The sequence below is a fragment of the Yoonia sp. SDW83-1 genome (genome assembly GCF_046762885.1).
Lineage (GTDB): Bacteria > Pseudomonadota > Alphaproteobacteria > Rhodobacterales > Rhodobacteraceae > Yoonia.
Map to the genome: position 1 here is coordinate 156,067 of NZ_JBKQXO010000001.1, position 20,650 is coordinate 176,716.

General features: G+C 60.5%; 23 protein-coding genes. 8 read left to right on the plus strand and 15 right to left on the minus strand.

Annotated features, from left to right (window positions below):
- Positions 1-281: 281 nt before the first annotated feature.
- Positions 282-1,334 carry a tRNA 2-selenouridine(34) synthase MnmH gene (gene mnmH / locus ACFWW4_RS00770; RefSeq protein WP_411889110.1) on the plus strand — a complete coding sequence of 351 codons (1,053 nt, stop codon included), beginning with the start codon at positions 282-284 and terminating at the stop codon, positions 1,332-1,334.
- Entirely contained in the window at positions 1,331-1,948 is a 618-nt protein-coding gene (maiA, locus tag ACFWW4_RS00775) for a maleylacetoacetate isomerase (protein ID WP_411889111.1), read from the plus strand. Before mnmH ends, maiA begins: the two co-directional genes overlap by 4 nt.
- Here the strand turns inward: maiA and selD are convergent.
- From selD to ACFWW4_RS00810, 7 genes are all read right to left on the minus strand, one after another.
- On the minus strand, positions 1,945-4,041 hold the full coding sequence (gene selD / locus ACFWW4_RS00780) for a selenide, water dikinase SelD (RefSeq protein WP_411889112.1): 2,097 nt from the start codon (positions 4,039-4,041) through the stop codon (positions 1,945-1,947). The genes maiA and selD overlap by 4 nt on opposite strands.
- A 24-nt stretch (positions 4,042-4,065) precedes the next feature.
- Positions 4,066-4,623 carry a pyridoxamine 5'-phosphate oxidase family protein gene (locus tag ACFWW4_RS00785; RefSeq protein ID WP_411889113.1) on the minus strand — a complete coding sequence of 186 codons (558 nt, stop codon included), beginning with the start codon at positions 4,621-4,623 and terminating at the stop codon, positions 4,066-4,068.
- Positions 4,616-5,650, minus strand: coding sequence for a lipocalin-like domain-containing protein (locus ACFWW4_RS00790; RefSeq protein WP_411889114.1), 1,035 nt, complete (start codon positions 5,648-5,650; stop codon positions 4,616-4,618). Before ACFWW4_RS00790 ends, ACFWW4_RS00785 begins: the two co-directional genes overlap by 8 nt.
- Complete coding sequence (locus ACFWW4_RS00795; RefSeq protein ID WP_411889115.1) at positions 5,640-8,024, minus strand: FtsX-like permease family protein; 2,385 nt, start codon at positions 8,022-8,024, stop codon at positions 5,640-5,642. Before ACFWW4_RS00795 ends, ACFWW4_RS00790 begins: the two co-directional genes overlap by 11 nt.
- Complete coding sequence (locus ACFWW4_RS00800; RefSeq protein WP_411889116.1) at positions 8,021-8,677, minus strand: ABC transporter ATP-binding protein; 657 nt, start codon at positions 8,675-8,677, stop codon at positions 8,021-8,023. Before ACFWW4_RS00800 ends, ACFWW4_RS00795 begins: the two co-directional genes overlap by 4 nt.
- A 63-nt stretch (positions 8,678-8,740) precedes the next feature.
- Positions 8,741-9,103: a glyoxalase gene (locus ACFWW4_RS00805; protein ID WP_411889117.1), complete on the minus strand. Its 363-nt coding sequence runs from the start codon at positions 9,101-9,103 to the stop codon at positions 8,741-8,743.
- Positions 9,100-9,285: a hypothetical protein gene (locus ACFWW4_RS00810; RefSeq protein ID WP_411889118.1), complete on the minus strand. Its 186-nt coding sequence runs from the start codon at positions 9,283-9,285 to the stop codon at positions 9,100-9,102. The genes ACFWW4_RS00805 and ACFWW4_RS00810 overlap by 4 nt, the downstream gene beginning before the upstream one ends.
- A gap of 138 nt (positions 9,286-9,423) precedes the next feature.
- Between ACFWW4_RS00810 and ACFWW4_RS00815 the strand changes: the two genes are divergently transcribed.
- The 3 genes from ACFWW4_RS00815 (at position 9,424) to ACFWW4_RS00825 (ending at position 11,910) form a co-directional block, all read left to right on the plus strand.
- A complete protein-coding gene (locus ACFWW4_RS00815; RefSeq protein WP_411889119.1) occupies positions 9,424-10,599 on the plus strand; it encodes an acetyl-CoA C-acyltransferase family protein in 1,176 nt (391 codons plus the stop codon).
- Between the two features lie 71 nt (positions 10,600-10,670).
- Complete coding sequence (locus ACFWW4_RS00820; RefSeq protein WP_411889120.1) at positions 10,671-10,964, plus strand: Dabb family protein; 294 nt, start codon at positions 10,671-10,673, stop codon at positions 10,962-10,964.
- A 103-nt stretch (positions 10,965-11,067) separates the two neighbouring features.
- Positions 11,068-11,910, plus strand: a complete 843-nt coding sequence (locus tag ACFWW4_RS00825) for a DUF2927 domain-containing protein (RefSeq protein ID WP_411889121.1) — start codon at positions 11,068-11,070, stop codon at positions 11,908-11,910.
- A 6-nt stretch (positions 11,911-11,916) separates the two neighbouring features.
- Here ACFWW4_RS00825 and yaaA read toward each other — a convergent pair whose 3' ends face one another.
- Both yaaA and hspQ read right to left on the minus strand, forming a co-directional pair.
- Positions 11,917-12,693: a peroxide stress protein YaaA gene (yaaA, locus tag ACFWW4_RS00830; RefSeq protein ID WP_411889122.1), complete on the minus strand. Its 777-nt coding sequence runs from the start codon at positions 12,691-12,693 to the stop codon at positions 11,917-11,919.
- Between the two features lie 77 nt (positions 12,694-12,770).
- Positions 12,771-13,097 (minus strand): heat shock protein HspQ, encoded by a 327-nt coding sequence (gene hspQ / locus ACFWW4_RS00835; RefSeq protein ID WP_342078311.1) that lies wholly within the window; start codon positions 13,095-13,097, stop codon positions 12,771-12,773.
- Between the two features lie 83 nt (positions 13,098-13,180).
- On the opposite strand from hspQ, the gene ACFWW4_RS00840 reads away from it, so the two are divergent.
- Together ACFWW4_RS00840 and ACFWW4_RS00845 are read left to right on the plus strand one after the other, a co-directional pair.
- Entirely contained in the window at positions 13,181-14,098 is a 918-nt protein-coding gene (locus tag ACFWW4_RS00840; protein ID WP_411889123.1) for an AEC family transporter, read from the plus strand.
- 40 nt (positions 14,099-14,138) lie between these two features.
- Positions 14,139-14,735: a lytic transglycosylase gene (locus ACFWW4_RS00845; protein ID WP_393927800.1), complete on the plus strand. Its 597-nt coding sequence runs from the start codon at positions 14,139-14,141 to the stop codon at positions 14,733-14,735.
- Here the strand turns inward: ACFWW4_RS00845 and ACFWW4_RS00850 are convergent.
- Positions 14,732-15,040 (minus strand): ArsR/SmtB family transcription factor, encoded by a 309-nt coding sequence (locus ACFWW4_RS00850; RefSeq protein ID WP_411889124.1) that lies wholly within the window; start codon positions 15,038-15,040, stop codon positions 14,732-14,734. The genes ACFWW4_RS00845 and ACFWW4_RS00850 overlap by 4 nt on opposite strands.
- Before the next feature lie 71 nt (positions 15,041-15,111).
- On the opposite strand from ACFWW4_RS00850, the gene ACFWW4_RS00855 reads away from it, so the two are divergent.
- Positions 15,112-15,612: a DUF6428 family protein gene (locus ACFWW4_RS00855; protein ID WP_411889125.1), complete on the plus strand. Its 501-nt coding sequence runs from the start codon at positions 15,112-15,114 to the stop codon at positions 15,610-15,612.
- On the opposite strand, the gene ACFWW4_RS00860 is transcribed toward ACFWW4_RS00855, so the two are convergent.
- The 5 genes from ACFWW4_RS00860 to ACFWW4_RS00880 all read right to left on the minus strand — a co-directional run bounded on the left by ACFWW4_RS00860 (position 15,609) and on the right by ACFWW4_RS00880 (position 20,597).
- Positions 15,609-16,214 (minus strand): LolA family protein, encoded by a 606-nt coding sequence (locus ACFWW4_RS00860; protein ID WP_393927803.1) that lies wholly within the window; start codon positions 16,212-16,214, stop codon positions 15,609-15,611. The two genes, ACFWW4_RS00855 and ACFWW4_RS00860, sit on opposite strands and share 4 nt — an antisense overlap.
- Before the next feature lie 245 nt (positions 16,215-16,459).
- Positions 16,460-18,106, minus strand: a complete 1,647-nt coding sequence (locus ACFWW4_RS00865) for a PstS family phosphate ABC transporter substrate-binding protein (RefSeq protein ID WP_411889126.1) — start codon at positions 18,104-18,106, stop codon at positions 16,460-16,462.
- Positions 18,107-18,544: 438 nt separating this feature from the next.
- Positions 18,545-19,018, minus strand: coding sequence for a hypothetical protein (locus ACFWW4_RS00870; protein ID WP_411889127.1), 474 nt, complete (start codon positions 19,016-19,018; stop codon positions 18,545-18,547).
- On the minus strand, positions 19,015-19,545 hold the full coding sequence (locus ACFWW4_RS00875; RefSeq protein ID WP_411889128.1) for a GspMb/PilO family protein: 531 nt from the start codon (positions 19,543-19,545) through the stop codon (positions 19,015-19,017). Before ACFWW4_RS00875 ends, ACFWW4_RS00870 begins: the two co-directional genes overlap by 4 nt.
- The gene (locus tag ACFWW4_RS00880; RefSeq protein WP_411889129.1) at positions 19,542-20,597 is read right to left on the minus strand and encodes a PilN domain-containing protein; all 1,056 of its coding nucleotides are present in this window, start codon (positions 20,595-20,597) and stop codon (positions 19,542-19,544) included. The genes ACFWW4_RS00875 and ACFWW4_RS00880 overlap by 4 nt, the downstream gene beginning before the upstream one ends.
- Positions 20,598-20,650 lie beyond the last annotated feature (53 nt).

Sequence of the window (20,650 nt, forward strand, 5' to 3'; positions counted from 1 at the left end):
CCGTTTGTCGATTGAATTCGAACGGCAGAAAGGTCCGCACAACGCCAATTCCGGTGATGGGCGGAGGCTGCAAGATGATCAGAACGCTGGCGCTGATTATGACGATCCTCACATGTTTCATGACCCGGCGATCGGTTGGCGGTCTGTTTGTGTCGCGCGAGTAAGATGTGCACATCTAGGGCGAATGACATTGGCCCGCGACATGTATGGCCATGCGCATCGTTTCTGCATGCGTTCTGCATCGCTTGTGCATTGCCCGTCCGGGGGCTATCCCGGCCTTCATGCCGCTGCAATTTGACAGTCTTGATGCGATCCTGAACCACGGGTTTGATACTGTGATCGATGTTCGCTCTCCGGCGGAGTTTGCTGAGGATCATGTACCCGGGGCGGTTAACTTGCCGGCACTTGATAATGCCCAGCGCGCTGAGGTGGGCACGTTGTATAAGCAGGTCAGTCCGTTTGATGCCCGCAAGATCGGGGCTGGTATGGTGATCCGCAATGTCGCGACCCATCTGGATGGTCCGTTGCGCGGCAAGGATGGGGCCTGGCGTCCGTTGATCTATTGCTGGCGGGGTGGTCAGCGGTCGGGTGTGTTTCGCACGATCCTGTCCGAGATCGGTTGGCGTGCGGAGACGGTCAAGGGCGGCTATCAGAGCTTTCGCCGGTTGGTGAACCGCCATCTGTATGAAGTTCCCCTGCCCCATCGGTTGGTGCTGCTGGATGGCAATACCGGCACAGCGAAGACCGCGCTGCTGCCCCGGTTGGCGGCGCGTGGTGTGCAGGTGCTCGATCTTGAGGGGCTGGCTTGCCACCGGGGGTCGCTTTTGGGTTCAATGCCGGGTGGGCAACCCCCGCAGAAGCGGTTTGAGACCGCGTTGGCCGTGGCTTTGCAAGGGCTTGATCCGGGTCGTCCTGTGGTCGTCGAGGCCGAGAGCAGCAAGATCGGGCGGATCACCCTGCCCCCATCGCTTTTGTCTGCCATGTGGTCCGCCCCGCGTATCGTGATGGATGTGCCGTTGCAGGCGCGGGCCGCGTATCTGGCGCGCGCCTACCGCGAGGTGATTGCTGATCCGGAGGTGGTCGCGGCCCGTCTGGCCCCGCTGCGCCGGGTGCGCGGTCATGCGGTGGTGGATCGCTGGGTGGCGCTGTCGCAGGCCGGGGCGTTGGAGGATTTGTCGCTGGCGCTGATGGTGGATCACTACGATCCGGCCTATGCCAAGTCCCGCCGGATCGATGAACGCGCCGTGCTGGCGGTGGTGGAGGCCGCCGCACTGGACGAGGCCGGGCAGGAACGGGCGGCGGATGCGGTTGTGGCAGCGTTGGGTCGCTTGTGACGTTGCGGCTGCATACGCAGGCCCGGAACTCTGCCGGGGAGCGGGTGCGGATTGCGTTGAACCTGAAAGTGGTGGCTTACGAGTATGTGCCGATCCCCGCGCTTGCGGATGAGGCATATCGTGCGCTGAACCCACAGCAGTTGATGCCAGCGATGGAGGTGGACGGGCGAGTTCTGACCCAGTCACTGGCGATCCTTGAGTATCTGGAGGAGGCGTATCCGGAGCCATCCATCCTACCCGCTGATCCAATTGCCCGCGCGCGGTCACGCGCCTTTGCGATGGCGATTTGTGCGGAGTTGCATGCTGTGATCGTCAAGCGTGTCCGAAAGCGTTTGCCAACCGGTCAGGTGGATGACTGGTATGGCCACTGGACCGCCAAGACTTTTGCGGCATTGGAGCAAATGCTGGCGGATCGCGCTGTGGTCTATCCATTCTGCTTTGCTGATTTTCCGACGTTTGCGGATATTGTGCTGGTGCCGCAGATGGCGAATGCCCGGCGCTTTGACTGTGATCTTTCGGCCTACCCGGCGTTGTGCGGGATTGATGCACGTTGTCAGGCGCTGGAGGCGTTCCGGGACGCGCGGCCTGAATGTCAGGTGGACTATCGACCCTAGCTTGCCGTGATTTGCGATCCTTCGGTGATTGTGCCGATAATGGCCGCCGGGTAGCCAGCCTTTTTAAGTTTTTGAACGAGCGCGTCCGCCTGATTTGCATCAACCGCAGCAAGCAGGCCGCCGGCGGTCTGAGGGTCGAACAGCAGATCGTCTGTCTGACCGATGATCGGTCCGGCACCGGTCCGGTTGTCGGTGAAGAGGGTTGAGCGGGTGCCGCTTTCTGACAGTGCGCGCGCCCCGTCCATGATGGGAATGGCGTTCAGGGTGAGCGTGGCCCCGACCCCGGAGGCATCGCAGATCCCCCGCAGGTGACCGGCGACGCCGAAGCCGGTGATGTCTGTCATGGCGTGCGCTTTTGCGAGGATTTTTGAGGCTTTCGCCTGGCTTTGTGTCATCTGCTGCAGACAGGCGATCACATCCGCCCCGCGTGCCTGCCCTGCCATTTCGGCGGCCATGATCGTGCCGCTGCCGATGGGTTTGGTCAGGATTAGCGTGTCGCCGGGTTTTGCCCCGGCCAGCGTGATCGGATTGTCCGTCAGCCCGGTGATGGTGAAGCCGATGGTCAACTCATCGCCAAGGGATGTGTGACCGCCGACGATCTTCGCCTCGGCCTCGGTCATCACCTCGGTCGCTGTCGCCATGATCTCGGCCAGGGTTCGTTGCTGGAGCGCGGCGGACATGCGCGGCAGGATGATGCTGGTGGTCGCGGCCTGTGGTGTGGCCCCCATCGCCCAGATGTCGCCCAGCGCGTGAATGGCGGCGATGCGGGTCATCAGGACTGGATCATGGGTCAGCGCGCGCAGGTGGTCGGTGGTGATGACCTGTCCGGGCTGGATCAGGGCCGCATCGTCGCCGAACGTGTCGGTCAGGACAGTTTGTAGGGCGGCCCGCCCGACCTTGGCCCCGCAGCCGCCGCACATGGGTTTGTCGCCGAGCGCTTCGGTCACGCCGAGCGCCACTGTGCGGGGCGGTTTGGGCGGGGTCATCGCGGGCAAGTCATCGAACTGGTTCATGAACTTGCGGTCGATATGGTCCTTGAGCCGCCAGAGCAGTGGACCCTTGCGTGCGGTGCCGAATTTTTCGGCCAGCGCGGATTTGTCCCCCAGCGAGATGAGTTTGAGGTAGTCGCGCTGCGGTTTGTAGGGCCGCAGATCGCCGCCCGACAGCACCGCGCGCAGGTTGTCGTAAAGCACGGGCGCCTCGCGCACGGCGTAGACGCCGGCCTTGGGGCGTGGGTTGGCGCTGAGATGTGCGCAATCGCCGACGGCGAAGACATTGGGATCGCTGGTTTGCAGATTGGCGTCGACGGTGATGAACCCGTCCTTCAGGTCCAGCCCGGTTGTCCCGATCCAGTCATGCGGTTTTGCGCCCGCTGCCCCGGTGGTGAAGTCGCTGCGGATCGTGCGACCGTCACCCAGAACGATGCCTTCGGCAAACACTTCGGTCACGTGGGCGTCTTCGATGATGTCGATCTGCGCATCTGTCAGGGCGGCCAGTATCATCTGCCGCGCCTTGTAGCCAAGGGTGGTGAGTACCCGTTCCCGTTCGATCAGGCTGACCTTGGGGGATTTGTCGCGCAGGGCGTGGGCCATGGCCATGGCAAGCTCTGCCCCTGCGACCCCGCCGCCGATGATGGCGATTTGCGGGTCGGTGGTGCTGTTGCGGAAAGTGTCCCAGCGTGTGGCGAACGTGCCCAAAGGTTTGGCGGGGATCGCATGAGTACTGAAGCCGGGCATTTGCGGCATAGCGGATGTGATACCTACATCGATGGCAAGCGTGTCATAGGCGATGGGTGGTCGGCCCGGCACGGTGACTGTCTGCGCCGTTCGGTCGATAGCGGTGGCCGCCCCATCAATCAGGCGTGCCCCCGCGAAACGGGCGAGTTTGACAAGGTCGATATCCAGTTCGTCCCGCGTGTAGTGTCCGGCAACGAACCCCGGCAGCATCCCCGAATAGGGCGCGGTCGGTCCGGGATTAATCACCGTCACCCGCACGCCGGGCAGCGGGTTCATCCCCCATTTGCGCAGCACCAGTGCGTGGGTATGACCGCCGCCGATCAGGACAAGGTCACGGGTGATGGGCAGATTGTTCATGAGGGTCTTGTAGCGTTCGCAGGATTACGGTGAAAGCCACTGTCCCGTCCACTGACGCTGACGTGAGAAGCTGGCGCGCCGGTGCTGTTCGCCCAGATGCACCGCGTCGATATGGGTGATCTGGCAGTGCAGCATGGCGAAAGTGTCCGGATTGGGGTCCTTGACGTAGTCGAGGCCTGTGTCGATGGGCGTGCCGGGGGGCGGGGTCACGCCGTAGCTTTGTTTGGAGTGATCGGGGATGTTGTCCCAGATGGGCCGCAAGGTTGGGCCGGATTCGATCTGAACCTCAGCCTGCAGCCGGATTTGCAGCGCTTGATCGGCGTCCCAGATATGCAGGGCCGCCCGTGGCGTGGTTTGCAGGCTGCGGATCTTGTCGGAATGCAGGTCGGTATGGACCCAGATCGTTGCAGCCTCTGAATCCGATCCGCGCAGGACAACGGTGCGCGCCTCGGGCCAATTGTCAGGAGAGACGGTCGCGAATGTGGGCTGGCGTGCCGGATGATCGGCATCAACGACCCCTTGCACCAATGTGTCCCAGATTTGGGTGTGGATGCCTTCAAGCGTTTCGAACCAGTTACTCATAACCCGTCATTTCCAAATATCCCTGCCCCGCATGGCTGCCCGTCACCGTGACCGGCCCTTCCCAGTAGGGGATTGATGTGGCCATCCATGCGTCGGGGTTGATGGCCTCGACGGTCACATTGACATCTTTTGCGGGCAGTTGCACCTGCCAGCGGATCGGCACATCCCGACCGGCGGTATTGTGCGTGTCCAGCGGCGCCGCACTGAACGCCCCGTCAGGATAGGCTGTGGTCTGCCCATCGGGCGTGATCCATGTGGCCGAGGTATAGTTGTTTCCGTCGGTCTGCTGCAGCCGGAACCCCATCAGTTTGTTTCCGTCATCAAAGGACAGCGAGAACCAGTCCCAGCCGGTCTGATTGTCAGACAGCGGTTGCGAAGACCATTCCCGGTCGAGCCATGCATTGCCGGTGACAGGGATATCTCCGTTTGGCAGTTGCAGTGTCCCTTCGATCGCAAAGAAAGGTTGTGAATAGTAGTAGGAGGCCTGCCCGGCGGCGGATTTGACAGAATAGCCTGCGTCGCCGTGAAAGATCAGTGGTCCCTGCGCTGTGAGCGTCATGTCGTAGGCGAAATCGGGCCCGGTCGCGTTCATTTGCAGGGTGGTCCAGTCGCCTTGCAGCGTCCAGTCGTCGATCCAGGCCTCGAATGGGTCGGCGGTGACCCCGGCCTGCCCGATCCCTCCGCGGGCAAGTCGTTCGGTCACATAATGCGTATCGGGTGTGGTCACCGCGGCGTGCCCCATCCAGAGTTGGGGGGCCTGCCAGCCGTCGCCCGGTTCAGGGGCGAGGGCAGAGCGGAAGAGCGTCCATTGCAGCCCGTAGGGGGTGCCGTCCTCTGCCGTCAGGTTGGCTGTCAGGTACCACCATTCGATCCGGTAGCCCGGGTGCGGGCCGTGATCGGTGGGGAAGTCGAAGGTGGGCTTGGGTTGGGGGACGGCAAAGCCTTCGGCATTGGTGCCGAGGCCGGCGAAGCCCTGGGCCATGGTCTGAACGGGCAATAGGCAGAGGATCAATACCTTAGCGTTCATTGGAAAACACCTTGAGCAGGTCGGCGGGTGGTGTATGGGCGAGCCGCCTTGCGGGCCAGAGTGCTGCGAGGGCTGCAGCCAGCAGCGCAAAGAGGCCGAGCCGGGCGTAATCGTAGGGGAAGAGATACATCGGCAGTTCCCATCCGAAGGCGGCGACGTTGACCACCGCCAGCAGCGCCCAGGCCAGTGCGAGGCCGAGGGGCAGTGCGATGACCGCCGTCAGCACGGCCAGCAGCACCGCACGCAGGAGTTCCAGCTTGCCCAGTTGCGCCCGCGTCATGCCCATGGCCCATGCCGGGGCCAGTTGCGGGACGCGCATGGTGGCGAGGGTCAGCAGGCTCATCAGGATGGCGAAACCGGCGACGGCGAGGGTCAGAATGTTGAGTGCGGTCGTCACAGTGAAGGTCCGTTCGAAGATTTGCAGTGACAGCGCCTTGATCCCGGCCTGATTGATGGTCTGGCTGGCGGGGATGCCGGTATCGGCCTCAAGCTTTGCGACGAAATCGGGGACCGTGGCCGGGTCCATCCGCAGGCCGAACCGGGTTGGCGTGATGTCGGGGTAGAGGCGCTCGAACTGGGCTTCGTTGATCAGAGCCTGCCCGATGGGGTTGCCGTAGTCGCCGTAGACACCTGCGACGGTGAAGGATTGGTCCTGCAGTTGGATCGTGTCGCCGATGGTCAGATCCGCCCGGCGCGACAGCTGTTCGTTGATCAGGATGGTGTCACCGGCGAATGTCGTGTCCCACGGGTTGGCGGTGTTTTGCAGGAAGGTCCAGTTTTCGCGGTAGGTGCGGTTGTCGCGCGCGCCGAAGACCTGTGTGTGCTGGCTGGCGATATCGGTGTCGGCGGACTGGATCGGCAGGATCGCCTCGACCCGTGGAGCGGCATACGCGAGGAAGGTGGCGGTTTGGGCGTCGTCTTCGGTGCTGATGTAAAGTTCGGAGGCGAGCCGCTGGTCGAGGAAATCGGTGAAGGTCAGCCGGAAGCTGGAGACCATGGTGGACACACCCACATTTGCGGCCATCGCAAGCAAGAGCGCCATGAGGGCAAGTGAGAGACCGGGGAGTTGTTGGCGGGTATCGGCCCAGAACCATTGCGCGGTGACCGATTTGGCCACGGCGCTGGTGCTGGCAAGGATGCGGTCGAGGATGAGCGGGAGCGCGAGGGCGGCACCGATAAGAAGCGAGCCAAGCAGGGAGAAGCCGCCGATCAACCCGTTGGCGGTAAACATCAGGATGGCGGAGAGGATGAGGAGGAAGGCGGCGGCTATGCCTTGGAGTTTCGCGCGACGTCCGGCGGCCATGGCTAGGGCGCGTGGCTGTGCGGCGGCCAGCAGCGGCATGCGGGAAAGTTTGTAGAGTGCACCGCTGGCCGCCAGCGCGGTGCCGCCAAGTGCTATGGCAAGGCCGGAGAGCCACCAGACAGGCCGCAACTGCAAGGTGCCCGAGACATCTGCGCCGTAGAGCCCGCGCAGGGTGGCGGCGACGTCAGGTAGCAGAAGGGCGGCGATGACGTAACCAAGGGCGACACCGATGGCTCCGGCGATGAGCGCAAAGAGCATCAGTTCCGCGCCCATCAGCAGGATGAGCCGCCGCAAGGGCAGACCCAGCGCGCGCAGGGTGCGCACGACCGGGCGGCGCTGTTCGAAGGCGAGACCGATGGCGCCGTGCACAATGAAGATGCCGACAGCGAAGGAGAGTAACCCGAACGCGGTGAGGTTGAGGTGGAAACTGTCAGTGAGCCGTCCGATGTCAGAGCCGCCTTGCGCCTGTTGGCGGATCAGTTGCGGGGCGATCTCGGCCAGGTCAGGCCGGTTCAGCGGTTGGCGGGTGAGGATGATCAGGCTGTCGATCTGGCCGTCCTTGCCCAGAAGCCGCTGGGCCACGCCGATATCGGTCAGCGCTGTGCCCGGCGCAGTTTCGGGTGTGATCTGGACGTTCTGATCGGGCAACTGTTCGGCTGTTTCGGCGTTGGCGAAGAGCTGGCCGGGACCGGTGAAGAAGCTGCCGATGTCGGTGTCTTCGTTGATATTGACCGGCCCGATCCCGCCGGGGGCGGTCAGCGGATCAACCCCGATGATCCGCACCCCGTTCAGCCGACCCTGCACAACAGGGCTGACCAGCCAGCCCGCGCGGCGCAAGGAGATGTAGGTGGACTGGTCCATCGGCTGCCCGTCGCGGCGGGCGAGCCTATCATATTGCCCTTCACCCAGTGTGGCGGCGGCAGCATCGTAGCTGGCGCGTGCTTCGGCGTTGACGGCCTGCACCCCGGACCAGAGGGCCGTGGCGAGCGCCAGCCCGGCCAGCAGCGTGAAAAGCTGCAAAGGGTTGCGCCACCAATGGGAAAGCAGCGCCTGGAGGGTGGCCGCTGTCATGCGACCTGCCCGGCACGCAGATGCAGGCGACGGGACATGCGGCCGGCAAGTGCTTCGGAATGAGTGACCATCAGCAGGCCCGCGCCGGTTTCGGTGACCAATTCCAGCATCAGGTCCAGCACGATGCTGGCCGTCGCCTCATCCAGGTTGCCGGTGGGTTCGTCGGCCAGCACAAGCCGCGGTTTCGGGGCCAGCGTGCGGGCGATGGCGACGCGCTGTTGCTGGCCGCCCGACAGCTGTTCGGGATATTTGCCAAGTTGCGGGGTGAGGCCCATGCGGTCGGCCAGTGTGGCCGCCCATGCCGGGTCATGCTGCCCCGCCAGACGCGCCTGAAACGCGATGTTATCGGCCACTTTCAGGCTGGGGATCAGGTTGAACTGCTGGAACACAACGCCGACGGTGCCGCGCCGCAAGGCCGCGCGCCCGTTGTCGTCAAGCGTGGCGATATCGGTGCCGCTGATGATGATCTGGCCTTGGTCCGCCGTATCGAGGCCGCCGATGAGGTGTAGCAATGTGCTTTTGCCGCTGCCGGATTCACCGGTCAGCGCCAGCGTCTCGCCCGCGTCAAGGCTAAGGTCGATGCCGCGTAGGACCTCAAAAGGGCCATCGGCGGTGGTGTAGGTTTTGTGGATGTCTTGGACGGTTAGTAACATGGGCCCTCGTGCGTTGGGCCATGACTTAACATGCAGGTGGGCAAAGGAAACGCCCTGCGGCGATTAAGCCGCGATGAATTCGATCCGGTTGCCGACCGGGTCGGCGGAGAAGAAGCGTTTTACTGATGGCAGGCTGTGATCCCATGTGACTGGATGGGGAGCGTCTGAGAGCCGCTTGGCCAGCCCGTCAAGATCGCTGATCACAAAGGCCGGATGGGCCTTGGTTGCTGGTTTGAAATCTGGGTCGACGCCGAAATGCACTTCGACCGGTCCGGCACTGGCCCAGAAGCCGCCGCGCCCCTGCAGTGGCGCGGGTTTGGGGATTTCGCGCATGTCCAGAAGGTCGCAATAGAAGGCGCGCATCTGGTCCTCTGCCCCGGCGGGCATCGCCAGTTGGATGTGATCAAGTGCTTTGATCCAGGTCAATCGCCGCCCCCGCCGCCATCACCACCACCGTCGCCCCAATCGCTCCAACTATCATGGCGGCTGCGGGTGTTGTTCCGGCCCTTGCGCCGGGTTGTGTCGTTCCCTCGTACCAGTACCCAGACAACACCCACAAAAACGATCAGAACAACAAGGAAATTGAAATCAAGAATATCCTGGGTCATGTCACCTCTTTTGTATACTATTGTATACCATATGTAAGTGCTTATCCGGGAATTTCAATATGCGTCGTGCCGTTACGTCTTGCTGTTGCATCGCGCCGGGGGCGATAATGTTGGGGAAACCGCAATGGGGAGGCTTCGATGACAGATATCGTGATTTTGGGTGGCGCACGGACGGCGATTGGCACATTTGGTGGCGCATTGGCGGGGACGCCCCCGATTGAACTGGGCACCTTGGCCGCAAAGGCCGCGCTTGAGCGGTCGGGCGTCGAAGGTGGGCAGATTGGTCACGTGGCCGTTGGTCATGTCATCAATACGGAGCCGAAGGATATGTATGTGTCGCGCGTGGCCGCGATGAATGCAGGCGTCCCCGATACGACCCCGGCCATGAATGTGAACCGGTTGTGTGGCTCTGGTGTGCAGGCGATTGTGTCTGTCGTGCAGTCGCTGATGCTCGGTGATGCGGAGTTTGGTCTGGCTGGTGGGGCCGAGAACATGAGCCGGTCGCCCTTTATCCTGCCGGATGCCCGCTGGGGTGCCAAGATGGGCGATATTCGGTCGCAGGACATGATGCTGGGCGCGCTGAACTGTCCGTTTGGCACAGGCCATATGGGTGTTACGGCTGAAAATGTCGCCGCTGAACATCAGGTGAGCCGGGAAGAGCAAGATGCGTTTGCGCTGGAAAGCCAGGAACGCGCCGCGGCGGCGATTGCTGCGGGCTATTTCGAGGATCAGATCGTGCCGGTGCAGGTCAAACGCAAGCGCGAGATGGTGGATTTCATCGTGGATGAACACCCCAAGACAACCACGGCAGAGGCGCTGGCAGGGCTGCGCCCCGTGTTCCAGAAGGACGGGACAGTGACGGCTGGCAATGCCTCTGGCCTGAATGACGGGGCGGCAGCGGTTGTGTTGGCAACGGCAGAGGCCGCCGAAAAGGCCGGGCTGACCCCGAAATTCCGCGTTCTCGGCTATGCCCATGCCGGTGTGCGTCCGGAGGTGATGGGGATTGGCCCCGTCCCTGCGGTGGCCAATCTGCTGGTGAAGATCAAGATGTCCGTGGACGATTTCGACGTTATTGAATCGAACGAGGCCTTTGCTGCGCAGGCGCTGGCCGTGTCCAAGGAATTGGGGTTCGATCCGGCGAAGGTAAATCCGAATGGCGGGGCGATTGCGCTGGGCCATCCCGTGGGGGCCACGGGTGCCATCATCACCGTCAAGGCGATGTATGAGTTGGAGCGCATCAAAGGTAAACGCGCGCTGATCACCATGTGTATCGGTGGCGGTCAGGGCATTGCATTGGCGATTGAGCGTATCTGATCGGTGGCCGCTTGAACTTGGGGTTGTATTGGTGGCAGATGGCCGCGAATGACTGACCCAAGGGGAAAGCCGTGACCGACAGACCGAGCCTGCGCCACGTCGTGTTTTTCAGCGCCAAGGACAAGGCCGATATCCCACGCATTGTGGCCGGGCTGCGGATGCTGGCAGGCATCCCGCATGCGGAACTGTTCGAGGTGCGTGAAAACACCCGGCATGACGCCTTGTCGGGCGAGGTGGATGTGGTTGTTTATGCGGAGTTTGCCAGCGCTGCCGATCTGGCCGCATACAAGGATCACCCGCTTTATCAGAAGGCGATTGACGTGGTCCGCCCGCTGCGCGAGATGCGGATCGCAGCCGATTTCTGACCGCGATGCATAATGGTCACAGTGCTGTGTTTGGGGCCTGAATCCCAGAAAGTGCCCAACTTCTGACGTGTTTCCCGATTAGCGACAATGGTGGGGGTTAACCATGTTTGGAGTAACACAGTTGACGAACAACAGATCAATTCCAACCACGATCCGCATGCTGGCACTGGCCGCCATTTCCGCCTTTTCGGTCCCACAGATCGCACTGGCCGAGGAAAAGCCTATTTTCGATCAGGTCGTTGAAATACTGGGGTCTGAGCGTGGCACCGTGCGCAAATGGGCCTATGCCCCCAAGGTGGCTGTGATCCACGACGGCGACCCGCAACGGGATCAGATCAATGCGCTGGTCGAGATGGTGAACTCTCAAATCCCGAATTTTCCCGGCGTGGGCGCCATCGAGTTTTTTGATCTGAGCCAGTATGATCGGCGGTTGGCTGGCAATACCCATTTCAGGATGCCCACCGTCGATTTCAACGGTGTCGAAGGGTCGATTGTCCGCGCCCTGTTTCAGGGTGAAGAGGAAGAGCAGAACCGGATCGTGACCGGCAATATCTTCATCTTTCTGACGGGGTTGGAGGCCGGGATCACATTTGGTGCCCTGACCCAGAGCACCCCCAGCCTGGGCCGCCAGTTCGCCGAAGGCAGCGCCACCAAATGCTATTTCCACCTGATGTCCAAGAATGATGAATTGCGCGCCGGGTTTATCTTTATTGATAATCAGGACGCCCGGACCCCGGTTGCGGAATGCCTGTATGAGGAATTCATGCAGACCCTCGGGTTGCTGAACGATTCCAATGGGTCGTCGGTCTTTACCTTTGATAACACCGGTATTGTGCGCGAGAATAAGGAACCGGATTTCCGACTGCTGCAGGCGCTTTACAGTCAGGATGTGAGCGCGGGCGATGAGGTTGAGAAGGTGGCAGAATTGTTCTTGAGCCTGCAATAGCGCGGTTTACCCGGTTTCCGGGTAATCCCGCAGGAACACCCATTTGTCGCCTTCTGACAAATCGGCGTCGAAGGCATAGCCGCCGCTGCTGAAGGTTTTGATGTCGTCTGCTGTCGTTAGCCGGTTTTCGATGATATGCCGCGCCATGGCCCCGCGTGCCCGTTTGGCGAAGAAGCTGACGATGCGGGGTTTGTCGTCTTTGAGTTCCATGAACACAGGGGTGATCACCCGCAGTTTCAGTGCTTTCCGGTCGACCGCCCCAAAATATTCCTGGCTGGCGCAGTTGATGAGCGTGTCGGTTCCGAGGTTGTCGGCCTGTGCATTCAGGGTCTTGGCGATGGTATCGCCCCAGTATTCGTAAAGCGACCGTCCCCGCCGTGTCTTGAGCCTGCTGCCCATTTCAAGGCGATAAGGCTGGATCGCGTCCAGCGGACGAAGCAGGCCGTAGAGCCCTGAGAGGATGCCAAGATGGTCCTGCGCCCATGTCAGATCATCATTGGTCAGGGTTTTCGCCTCTAACCCCTGATAGGTGTCGCCGTTGAATGCGAGGGCGGCAGGTTTGGTGGCTTTGGTTTTGGGTTCTGCGGCGAAATCCTTGAAACGATCCCGGTTCAGGCGCGCCAGATCATCCGAGATGCCCATCAGCTTGCGCAGATCTGTCAGTGTCAGATTGCGGGCTGTTCGAGCCAGGCTCGTCGCCTCTTTCTGGAACGTCGGTTGCGTCGGCGTGACGCTGACCGGTTCCATATCGAGCGACTTTGCGGGGGATATGACGACGAGCATGTTTCATCTTCCTTGCGAGCTTAAGGGAGATTTAACATCGGGACAGGCAATGACCAGTCCCATCGTGCTGTTGAAACCTAATTCAGCTGGACCTGCAGCGGGTATTGTCCGTCTTCGAACGGGCCAAAGAGGTCATCAAGGTCGGGATGATCGACCGGTTCACCGGAATAGTCGGCAACAAGATTCTGTTCGGACACGTAGGCCACGTAGAAACTTTGTTCGTTCTCGGCCAGCAGGTGATAGAAGGGCTGGTCCTTTTTGGGCCTGCTGTCTTCGGGGATTGCGTTGTACCAGGCATCGGTGTTCGAAAACATGGCGTCCACGTCAAAGACCACCCCTCTGAAAGGGTGCTTTCGATGCCGGACAACCTGCCCTAAGTGATATTTCGCACGCGTTTTAAACATAATTACATTTCCCCACCGCTCTATATTGGCCCTCCAACCCTGAAAAGTCTAGGTTTCGGGCTCAGAAATCAAGGAAACAGTCTGTGAACATCGTCCTGACAGTACTGAACATCACGGCCCCTGTTTTCCTTCTGGCAGCGATTGGAATTGTCTGGGTCAAGCTGGGATTCGAGTATCGGGTGCAGTTTGTCACCCGCCTTGCAATGACCCTCGCGGTGCCCTGTCTGATCTTTGTCGCACTGATGCGCACCGAGGTTGCACCGGAAGCGCTGGCCGCTTTGTCGCTTGCTTCACTGGCCGCCTATGCTGTTGTGATGATTGCCAGTTTCCTGCTGGTCAAGGCTTTGGGTCTCGATGTGCCGACCTTTGTCGCGCCGCTGGCATTCGGTAATACCGGCAATCTGGGTTTGCCGCTGGCCCTGTTCGCCTTCGGGGCTGAAGGGTTGGGATATGCGGTCGTGGTTTTTGCGGTGATGGCGATCCTGTCATTTACGATTGGTATCTGGATGGTGTCCGATGGCGGGTCGCTGAAACGGGTGGTTCAGGAACCTTTGGTTGCCGCGACGTTACTGGGCGCGTTGTTCTTGTGGCAGGGCTGGCAGACGCCTGTTTTTCTGACAAATGCACTGGAATTGATCGGCCAGATGGCGATTCCGCTGATGTTGATCACCCTTGGCGTGGCTGTGGCCCGGTTGGAAACCAAGGCGATGGGTCAGGCATTGGTCCTGTCGCTGGTCAAGGTGCTGATTTGCGTCGCTGCGGCCTATGGTGCTGCCGTCCTTTTTGATCTTGAGCCGGTTGCTGCCGCGGTTCTGATCGTGCAGGTGGCCACGCCCGTGGCTGTTACGTCCTATCTGCTGGCGGAGAAATACGGCACTGACGCGCAGCCGGTGGCTGGGCTTGTTGTCGCCTCGACCCTTCTGTCGGTGGTCGCTTTGCCGCTGATCCTTGCACTTTGTCAGCTGTTGGAGCCGTCTTTGTCGTTCACAGGCGGGTTCTGATCGGTTATCGTGCAAAAAAACAAAGAAAAGCGAGAGGCAGATGAGCAGTTTCTTTCGCGCTATGATATTGATGCTGGCCCTGGGCAGTTGTGGCAGCGGTGGTGGTTCGGGCTATGGCTCGGCCCCGCGCGAGCTGGATGATGCCTGCAGTATCGTATCGCAGCGCCCCGAATACCTGAGAGCTTTCCAGCAGGTGGAACGCAAATATGGCGTGCCGACCCCGTCGCTGATGGCGATGATCTATCAGGAAAGCAAATTCATCAGCGATAACCGCACCCCGCATCAATATGCGCTGGGTGTGATCCCGGTGGGGCGTCAATCATCTGCCTTTGGATATTCACAGGCGCTGGATGGGACGTGGGAAGAGTATCAGGATGAGGTCGCAGGCCGCCGTGCCCGCCGCGATGATATCTTTGCCGCCACTGATTTCATGGGCTGGTACATGACCAAAACGGTCGAGGAGACCGGCGTGCCGATCTATGACACCCGCAATCAGTATCTGGCCTATCATGATGGACGGTCGGGCTATAATCGCGGCACCTGGCGGGCCAAAAGCTGGCTGGTGCGGATTGCTGGCGAGGTCGAGGCCCGTGCGGTTCTGTATGATACGCAGCTACGGTCCTGCGGTAAGCGCTAACAGCAGCGGATCACCCGCGGGTCGCTTTTGCAGCAATCTTTGACCAGATAGCCGATCAGGCTGCCCATGGCGTTGAAATCGACGCGGTAGATGATGCTGCGGGACACCCGTGTCGCTGTGACCAGCCCTGCGTCGGCCAGTGCCGAGAGATGGAACGAGGTACCGGAGGCGGAAGCGCTGACCTGCGCGCTGATGTCGCCCGCAGCCGCCCCAACCTGCCCCTTGCTGACGAGATAGCGCAGGATCCGGAGCCGCGTTTCCTGTGCCAGCGCGCCAAGAGCGTCGATCACCTGTTGTTCGGTCATATTTCAATTCCTGTTGAAATGTTTTTCAGCATGTGCAACATTTCAATAGTTGTTGAAATAGGAGAATGCAAATGGCGACAACAGTCACGACGCTTGACCAACTAGTGAATGAATTTGAAGGGACCGCTGCCAACCTGCCGCTGGTCTTTCGAACAGACGCAGGCGATATCGGTACAGGATATCATGTGACCGAGTTAAAGCATCTGAGCGTGAACAGCATTGATTGTGGCGGCCGCCGGTCAAACTGGGAGGAAGCGCAGTTGCAACTGCTGGATGGCAGCCACGGGACGCATATGAGCGTTGATAAATTCGCATCCATTGCGCGCCGCAGCGTGGCGGTGATTGATGGTCTTGGCACTGTCCCGATTTCTGTTGAATACGCACCGCAAAATCAGGGCTTGCGCCGCTATCTGATTGATGGGCTGCAGGCCGATCATGATGGCCTGCGTGTTGTTCTGGTTGAGGATGGTGCTGTCTGCAAACCACGGCAGGAGATGAGCTGCGCGCCGCCCGCGACGCAAAAGGCGGCCCCGGAGGACCGCCTGAAAAAGGATTGCTGCGGCTGGGCTTAGGGGTTCCAGTCCCGTGTGGCCGCAATGATGTTGAATTTGCGGTCACTGATGCTGGCCCCTGACACCAGATCGTTGAGGATCACGGTCGTCTGGGTGCCCAGATCATCGGTGACGATCCACTGGCGCAGTTCGACCGGATTGGCCGTAAACACCATCTGTATATTGCCATATTGCGGGTTGTCGGGGTCCTGGGCCGTGATCGTTGTTGTTGTTCCGTCTGAGGTCTGCCCGGTCACCATCCGTGCCCGGCCAAGATCCACATTCCGCTGCAGGATGATCCCCAGCGGGGTCTGGTTAAGGGGGTAAGTTTCTGGCCCGGTATTCGACCGCGGGTCAAAAATGGCCAACTGCCCGCCCTGCCCGATCACAAGCGATTTTTCGGGCGGGTTGTATTCGAACCTGATCCGGCCGGGCCGCTTGATATAGATCGTGCCGGTGGACAGGGTTCCGTCCGCGTTGATCTGGGTAAAGCCCCCTTGCGCCGTCTGCAGCTGGTTTAGATATTGCGATACCTGCGCAAGGCTCAACTGTTGTGCCGATACGGTCCCTGCATAAATCGCGAGGAGAGCCGTCAGGGCGAATGCGATGATACGTCTGGTCATAAACCTTACCTATGATTGTTGGCGCTTGTTTGCACCCGTTGGTTCCGCATCACAACAGCATGTGATCGCCCTGTTAGGCGATATCACGCCCGCTGATTATCAATAGCGTCAGCGAAGGCGGCTGGTATTACAAACAGTAATGCGAGGTTTGATTGCAGCGGTCACACCCAGAATGCGTGTATGATCTTATCGTCGCTGATGTGCCTGGCACCCGGATCAGCGCATCACTGGGCAGCGCCTGACTTTTACCGGACCCAGATTTCAACCCGGCTTCGTGTGTCACTTGCCACTTGTGCGCGGTAGCAGGTGGCCTGTGCCACGTTGCCGAACCCGTAGGCGGACAATTGCAGATCATTGGCAAAGATCACATCTGACGCGAATGCCCCAAAAGCGGCCTGCATTTCGGCTGCGGCCTGGGCAGAGGCATCAATGGCCGCTTGTTCGCCACTATCGCTTTCCGCCAGCCCAACAAAGAAGACTTCACGACCGGCATAGGCGTCATCGGCCAGCGTTTCGGCAAGCCCGCGGAACATGGACCGGTTCCAGCCGCCCTCGGGGCCGCTGACCGCACCACCGATCATTGTGGGTGACAGACGATCGGCGTCGAAGAGCACTTCGAACATCTGCGCCGCGGCAGGCCGCTGCACGTCAGTCAGTTCACTTTGGAGAATCGCCAGGAGTCGATTGTCGTTGGTCAGTGGGTTTTGTGTTGTCGGCTGCCGGTTGAAAAAGCCTTGTGCGGCAATCGGCGCTTGTGCCGCAGATGTCGATGCAAAATCGAAGAATTCTGTCATCAGAGACGTGTTAGGCGATGTGTCGAACCGGGCCATGACAGGCCGGATCAGCGGGTAATCACCCGAGATGAGGTTGAAAGGTTCAGGCGTCACGACCTGCCCGCATTCACCCGAAACGGGCAGCACGTTGCTGTCCATCGCGCCATCGAGTGTCACCAGGCTGATACTGCCCGGGAACTGGTTGATTGATGCGGTGATCGCCGCCTCATCCGCCATCGTCAGAACGTTATTGGCGATTTCCTTGTCTGCCGGGTCCATGACAAGGCGGATCAATTCGTTGCGGATCGTGGTGTTGACAGGGGCCTGCAATGGCAAGATGCGTTGATCGGGGCCGCCAACCTCGGACCAGTTGGTGATCTCGGACGCGTAGATGCCCGCCAGATCATCAAGGGACAAGGACGGAATACCGACGTCGGGTGCGATGACCACAGCAAACGCCTTGAGACCCAGAAGCTGGTAATTGATCGGTCCGGTCAGCGACCAGTCCGCCGGGCTTTGATGTTCCCGGGCTGCGGTGCCGGTCAGCGGCGCGATGACCAGTTCAATATCGCCGTCATCCTGCCCCGAAGCTGTGCTGAGCGTTGCGGTGGCGTTGCTGGCCGGGTTGGACAGCGTGAATTCATCAGGCGTGGCGAGATCGAGATCAGACGTCACGTTGCCGGCAGAGGCATAGGCCTGCGCCAGAGCCTGAAACAGTCCCTCGAATTCGGGATCTTCGAAGCTGACTATCATGTTGTCTTCACGCGGTCCGACCGGGGTGGCGGCTGGTTCATCGACAACTGTCGGCTGGGCTGGAGGGGTGGCCACAGCGGTTTGCGCGCCCCCGCCCACGACAACTTCGGTGAAGTTATCGGCCGTCAGCCCGTAGTCATTTTCTGCGAGCAGGCTGAGGCAGGCGTTGCCGTAACATCCCACTTCGGAAATGGGCACGCTGACTACACCCACTGAAGTTTCGACGGACAACATGACACCGTTGAAACCCACGACTTCGCCCACGACGCTGATGAACCCATCCGACGAGCGTAACTCAACCGGTTCGGCGATCAACGCAACAGGGGCCGCCGTACAGAGCAGTGCCGTGGCAATTTTCTTCAACATCAGGTTTCGTCGCTCCAGTGTCGTCAATGCTTGCGGAAGGTGATGTTCGCCGTTGCCACGTTCGTTGGAACATGTTGCGCAGGCACGATTGGCGTGGCTAACAGGTTAACCGCAAATTGTCTCCGGCCGCGAAGCAATTGAACTCCTAGTTGTTTTTCAATGGATATCCACATGGCGCGTTTATAGCAACATGGCCGATTCTGCATTTTATTAACATTTCCTGCACCTGACCCAAGGTTATGCCTGAACTGCCAAATCGTCGATCCAAAGCGTAATCGGGTGGAAATACAGGCGTCCTGGCGGCATCTCGATGCCTCGCTGACCCGCATTGCTGTTGCCCTCTGGCAACATATCCGCCAACGCACCCCTGCTGTTCGAGCGGCGGTACATCCGGTCAGGTCACCCTGCAACTACGATAGCTGGGGAGTCGCTGTTCCCCTACTCGCCGATGGTCAGCAGGATCGGATCACCATCATCCTTGCTGACCTGCACAAAACTGTCGCCGATGGCCAATATCGTCCACTGCCCCAGCTGCCCCCCGGCATCAACCCTATAAAGTTCACTACTGCCGGAAATGCGGACAAGCGCGATCTGGGTTCCATCCTCACCCAAGATCCCCACCAGAGACAGCGTGCGTTCGGGCGCTGCCGGGGCCGGGGCGGGTGCGGCAACCTCCACCGGACGGCGCGTTGCGTGAAAAAGGGGGCGTTCCGTTGTCACGGGGATCAGTTCGGACAGTTGCTGCACCCCGTCGGCGACCCGGCTGCCAACTGTATCGGTCGGCGTGCGCGTCTGGGTCACGGTCTGCGGCGTATTGGGTACCCAGATCCACGCCGCAAGACCACAGAAGCCTGCAAAGATCAGGATACCGGGCAAGTTGCCAAGCTGTGATGTCGGATTTCTGCCGCTCATCTGCCCGTCATCCCGTAAAGCTGGGCCTGAAACGCGACACGCCGTTCCGGATCGCTGCGAGAGGTGCGCGCCCGGCGCAGATTGAGCTGTTCAACGACCACCATTGGTTCAAGCGCGACCAGCCCATGCAGGAATTCGCCTAAGCGCGCCTCTGGCGCGACGCCGTTCAGGGTGAGGTTAAGCCTGACAAGATTGTCGATCTGTTCGATTTCGTCGGTGCGGATGACCTCGATCTGGATGCCGAAATTTTCTGCCAGTTCCTGCAAGGTGGTTTGCAGTGCGGCTTGCGCCAGTTGCGGCGTGTCACCCTGATAGAACGCCTCTGCCCCCAGGCCGCTGGCAGGGCTGTCGGCCAAGGCCTGTGCGCGTGCGATGGTGGTTTTCATGTCGCCGATCGCGGCCCGACTGCCGGATGTGCCGGACCAGAACAGCACCCCCGCCAAGGCAATGATTGCTGCCAGCCCATAGCCGGCCACATAGACCATCCTGCGGGGCGCCGCCGGTTTTGCGAAACGAAAATCGCTCATGATCCGGCCTCAACCAATGTGGCCGCGATCCGAAACCGTTCAAGCGACTGGGCATTGTCGCGGGTGACAGGGGAGGCAAAACGGATGTCGGTCAGTTCTGGCAGGGTTGCCAGAAGCCGTGTGATTTCCGCCGCAGATGGCCCAAAACCGATCAGCGTGACGGTATCATCCTCGATCACCAGCTGATCAAGCCAGACGCCATCAGGTAGAAGCTGGCTGAGAATGCCGGTCAGTGCGGTTTTGTAGGTGGATTGCGTGATGGCCCGGTCAAGGCTGCGCAATCCGGCGGAGGCTTGGGCCTGCGCGCTGATGGTTGCGCGCGCGGCGTCCACCTGCCCGCTGAGCCGTGATTGCGTGAGCCCATTTTGTATCGTCAGCGCGAGAGCCGAAAGGCAAAAGACCAGCGCGCCCAGCACGCTGAGCTTTAGCGTGGCGGGCAGTTTTTTCAGCAGCCCTTTCGGATCCGTATTCGCCGCTTTTGTGCCCGCCCAGGACGGGTAGGCCGCGAAATGCGTGTCCTTGGCCTCGCGACGGACGGCCCCGATTGGCAGGTCATGTTCGGACAAAAGCGCGAGAAGCTTTTCCACCGGTTCTTTCAGGGTGACCGCCGCACGTGCCTGCCAGCGATGGTCGGGCAGCTCTTCTGCCACCCAGAACCACAGCGAAGCGCCTTCGTTGAAAGGGGACCGGAACTGAATTTCATTGTCGATGATCTGCCGCAGTTCGGGTAGCAACCCGTCGGGCAGTTTGAATTTCAGGTCGATGCAGCTGTTATCGGCAAAGACCAGATCAATCGGCGCATTCCCTGTTTTTTGTGCCAGATGGGTGATGTTCTCCGTAGTCATTTCGACCTCACCCGGTTTTTCAGGGCGGCGAAACACCGGCGGACCATCTCCGATTTCGACATAGAACTCGGAACGGGGCTGCGCAAATGCAGGCGGCGCGGCAAGTTCTGCCGCGCCTTGAAGTGCGAGATTGCGAAATCTGTTTAGTCTTTGCCCAAGCGGCGCACTCGCCCGGGCAAACATGCGACCACTGGTCTTGTCCGCCACGCTGTTCCTATCCGTTCCTCAATGATCGCCCCCATTTTTGGCAGATCAGTCGG

What these genes read in the sequence shown, in the direction of transcription:
- mnmH (WP_411889110.1), top strand. Translation starts at nt 282, where the DNA reads ATGCCGCTGCAATTTGACAGTCTTGATGCGATCCTGAACCACGGGTTT.
- ACFWW4_RS00855 (WP_411889125.1), top strand. Translation starts at nt 15,112, where the DNA reads ATGGCGACAACAGTCACGACGCTTGACCAACTAGTGAATGAATTTGAA.
- ACFWW4_RS00860 (WP_393927803.1), bottom strand. Translation starts at nt 16,214, where the DNA reads ATGACCAGACGTATCATCGCATTCGCCCTGACGGCTCTCCTCGCGATT.
- ACFWW4_RS00785 (WP_411889113.1), bottom strand. Translation starts at nt 4,623, where the DNA reads ATGAGTAACTGGTTCGAAACGCTTGAAGGCATCCACACCCAAATCTGG.
- ACFWW4_RS00875 (WP_411889128.1), bottom strand. Translation starts at nt 19,545, where the DNA reads ATGAGCGATTTTCGTTTCGCAAAACCGGCGGCGCCCCGCAGGATGGTC.
- ACFWW4_RS00850 (WP_411889124.1), bottom strand. Translation starts at nt 15,040, where the DNA reads ATGACCGAACAACAGGTGATCGACGCTCTTGGCGCGCTGGCACAGGAA.
- ACFWW4_RS00815 (WP_411889119.1), top strand. Translation starts at nt 9,424, where the DNA reads ATGACAGATATCGTGATTTTGGGTGGCGCACGGACGGCGATTGGCACA.
- selD (WP_411889112.1), bottom strand. Translation starts at nt 4,041, where the DNA reads ATGAACAATCTGCCCATCACCCGTGACCTTGTCCTGATCGGCGGCGGT.
- ACFWW4_RS00795 (WP_411889115.1), bottom strand. Translation starts at nt 8,024, where the DNA reads ATGACAGCGGCCACCCTCCAGGCGCTGCTTTCCCATTGGTGGCGCAAC.
- hspQ (WP_342078311.1), bottom strand. Translation starts at nt 13,097, where the DNA reads ATGTTTAAAACGCGTGCGAAATATCACTTAGGGCAGGTTGTCCGGCAT.
- yaaA (WP_411889122.1), bottom strand. Translation starts at nt 12,693, where the DNA reads ATGCTCGTCGTCATATCCCCCGCAAAGTCGCTCGATATGGAACCGGTC.
- ACFWW4_RS00810 (WP_411889118.1), bottom strand. Translation starts at nt 9,285, where the DNA reads ATGACCCAGGATATTCTTGATTTCAATTTCCTTGTTGTTCTGATCGTT.
- ACFWW4_RS00870 (WP_411889127.1), bottom strand. Translation starts at nt 19,018, where the DNA reads ATGAGCGGCAGAAATCCGACATCACAGCTTGGCAACTTGCCCGGTATC.
- ACFWW4_RS00825 (WP_411889121.1), top strand. Translation starts at nt 11,068, where the DNA reads ATGTTTGGAGTAACACAGTTGACGAACAACAGATCAATTCCAACCACG.
- ACFWW4_RS00865 (WP_411889126.1), bottom strand. Translation starts at nt 18,106, where the DNA reads ATGTTGAAGAAAATTGCCACGGCACTGCTCTGTACGGCGGCCCCTGTT.
- ACFWW4_RS00790 (WP_411889114.1), bottom strand. Translation starts at nt 5,650, where the DNA reads ATGAACGCTAAGGTATTGATCCTCTGCCTATTGCCCGTTCAGACCATG.
- ACFWW4_RS00800 (WP_411889116.1), bottom strand. Translation starts at nt 8,677, where the DNA reads ATGTTACTAACCGTCCAAGACATCCACAAAACCTACACCACCGCCGAT.
- ACFWW4_RS00845 (WP_393927800.1), top strand. Translation starts at nt 14,139, where the DNA reads ATGAGCAGTTTCTTTCGCGCTATGATATTGATGCTGGCCCTGGGCAGT.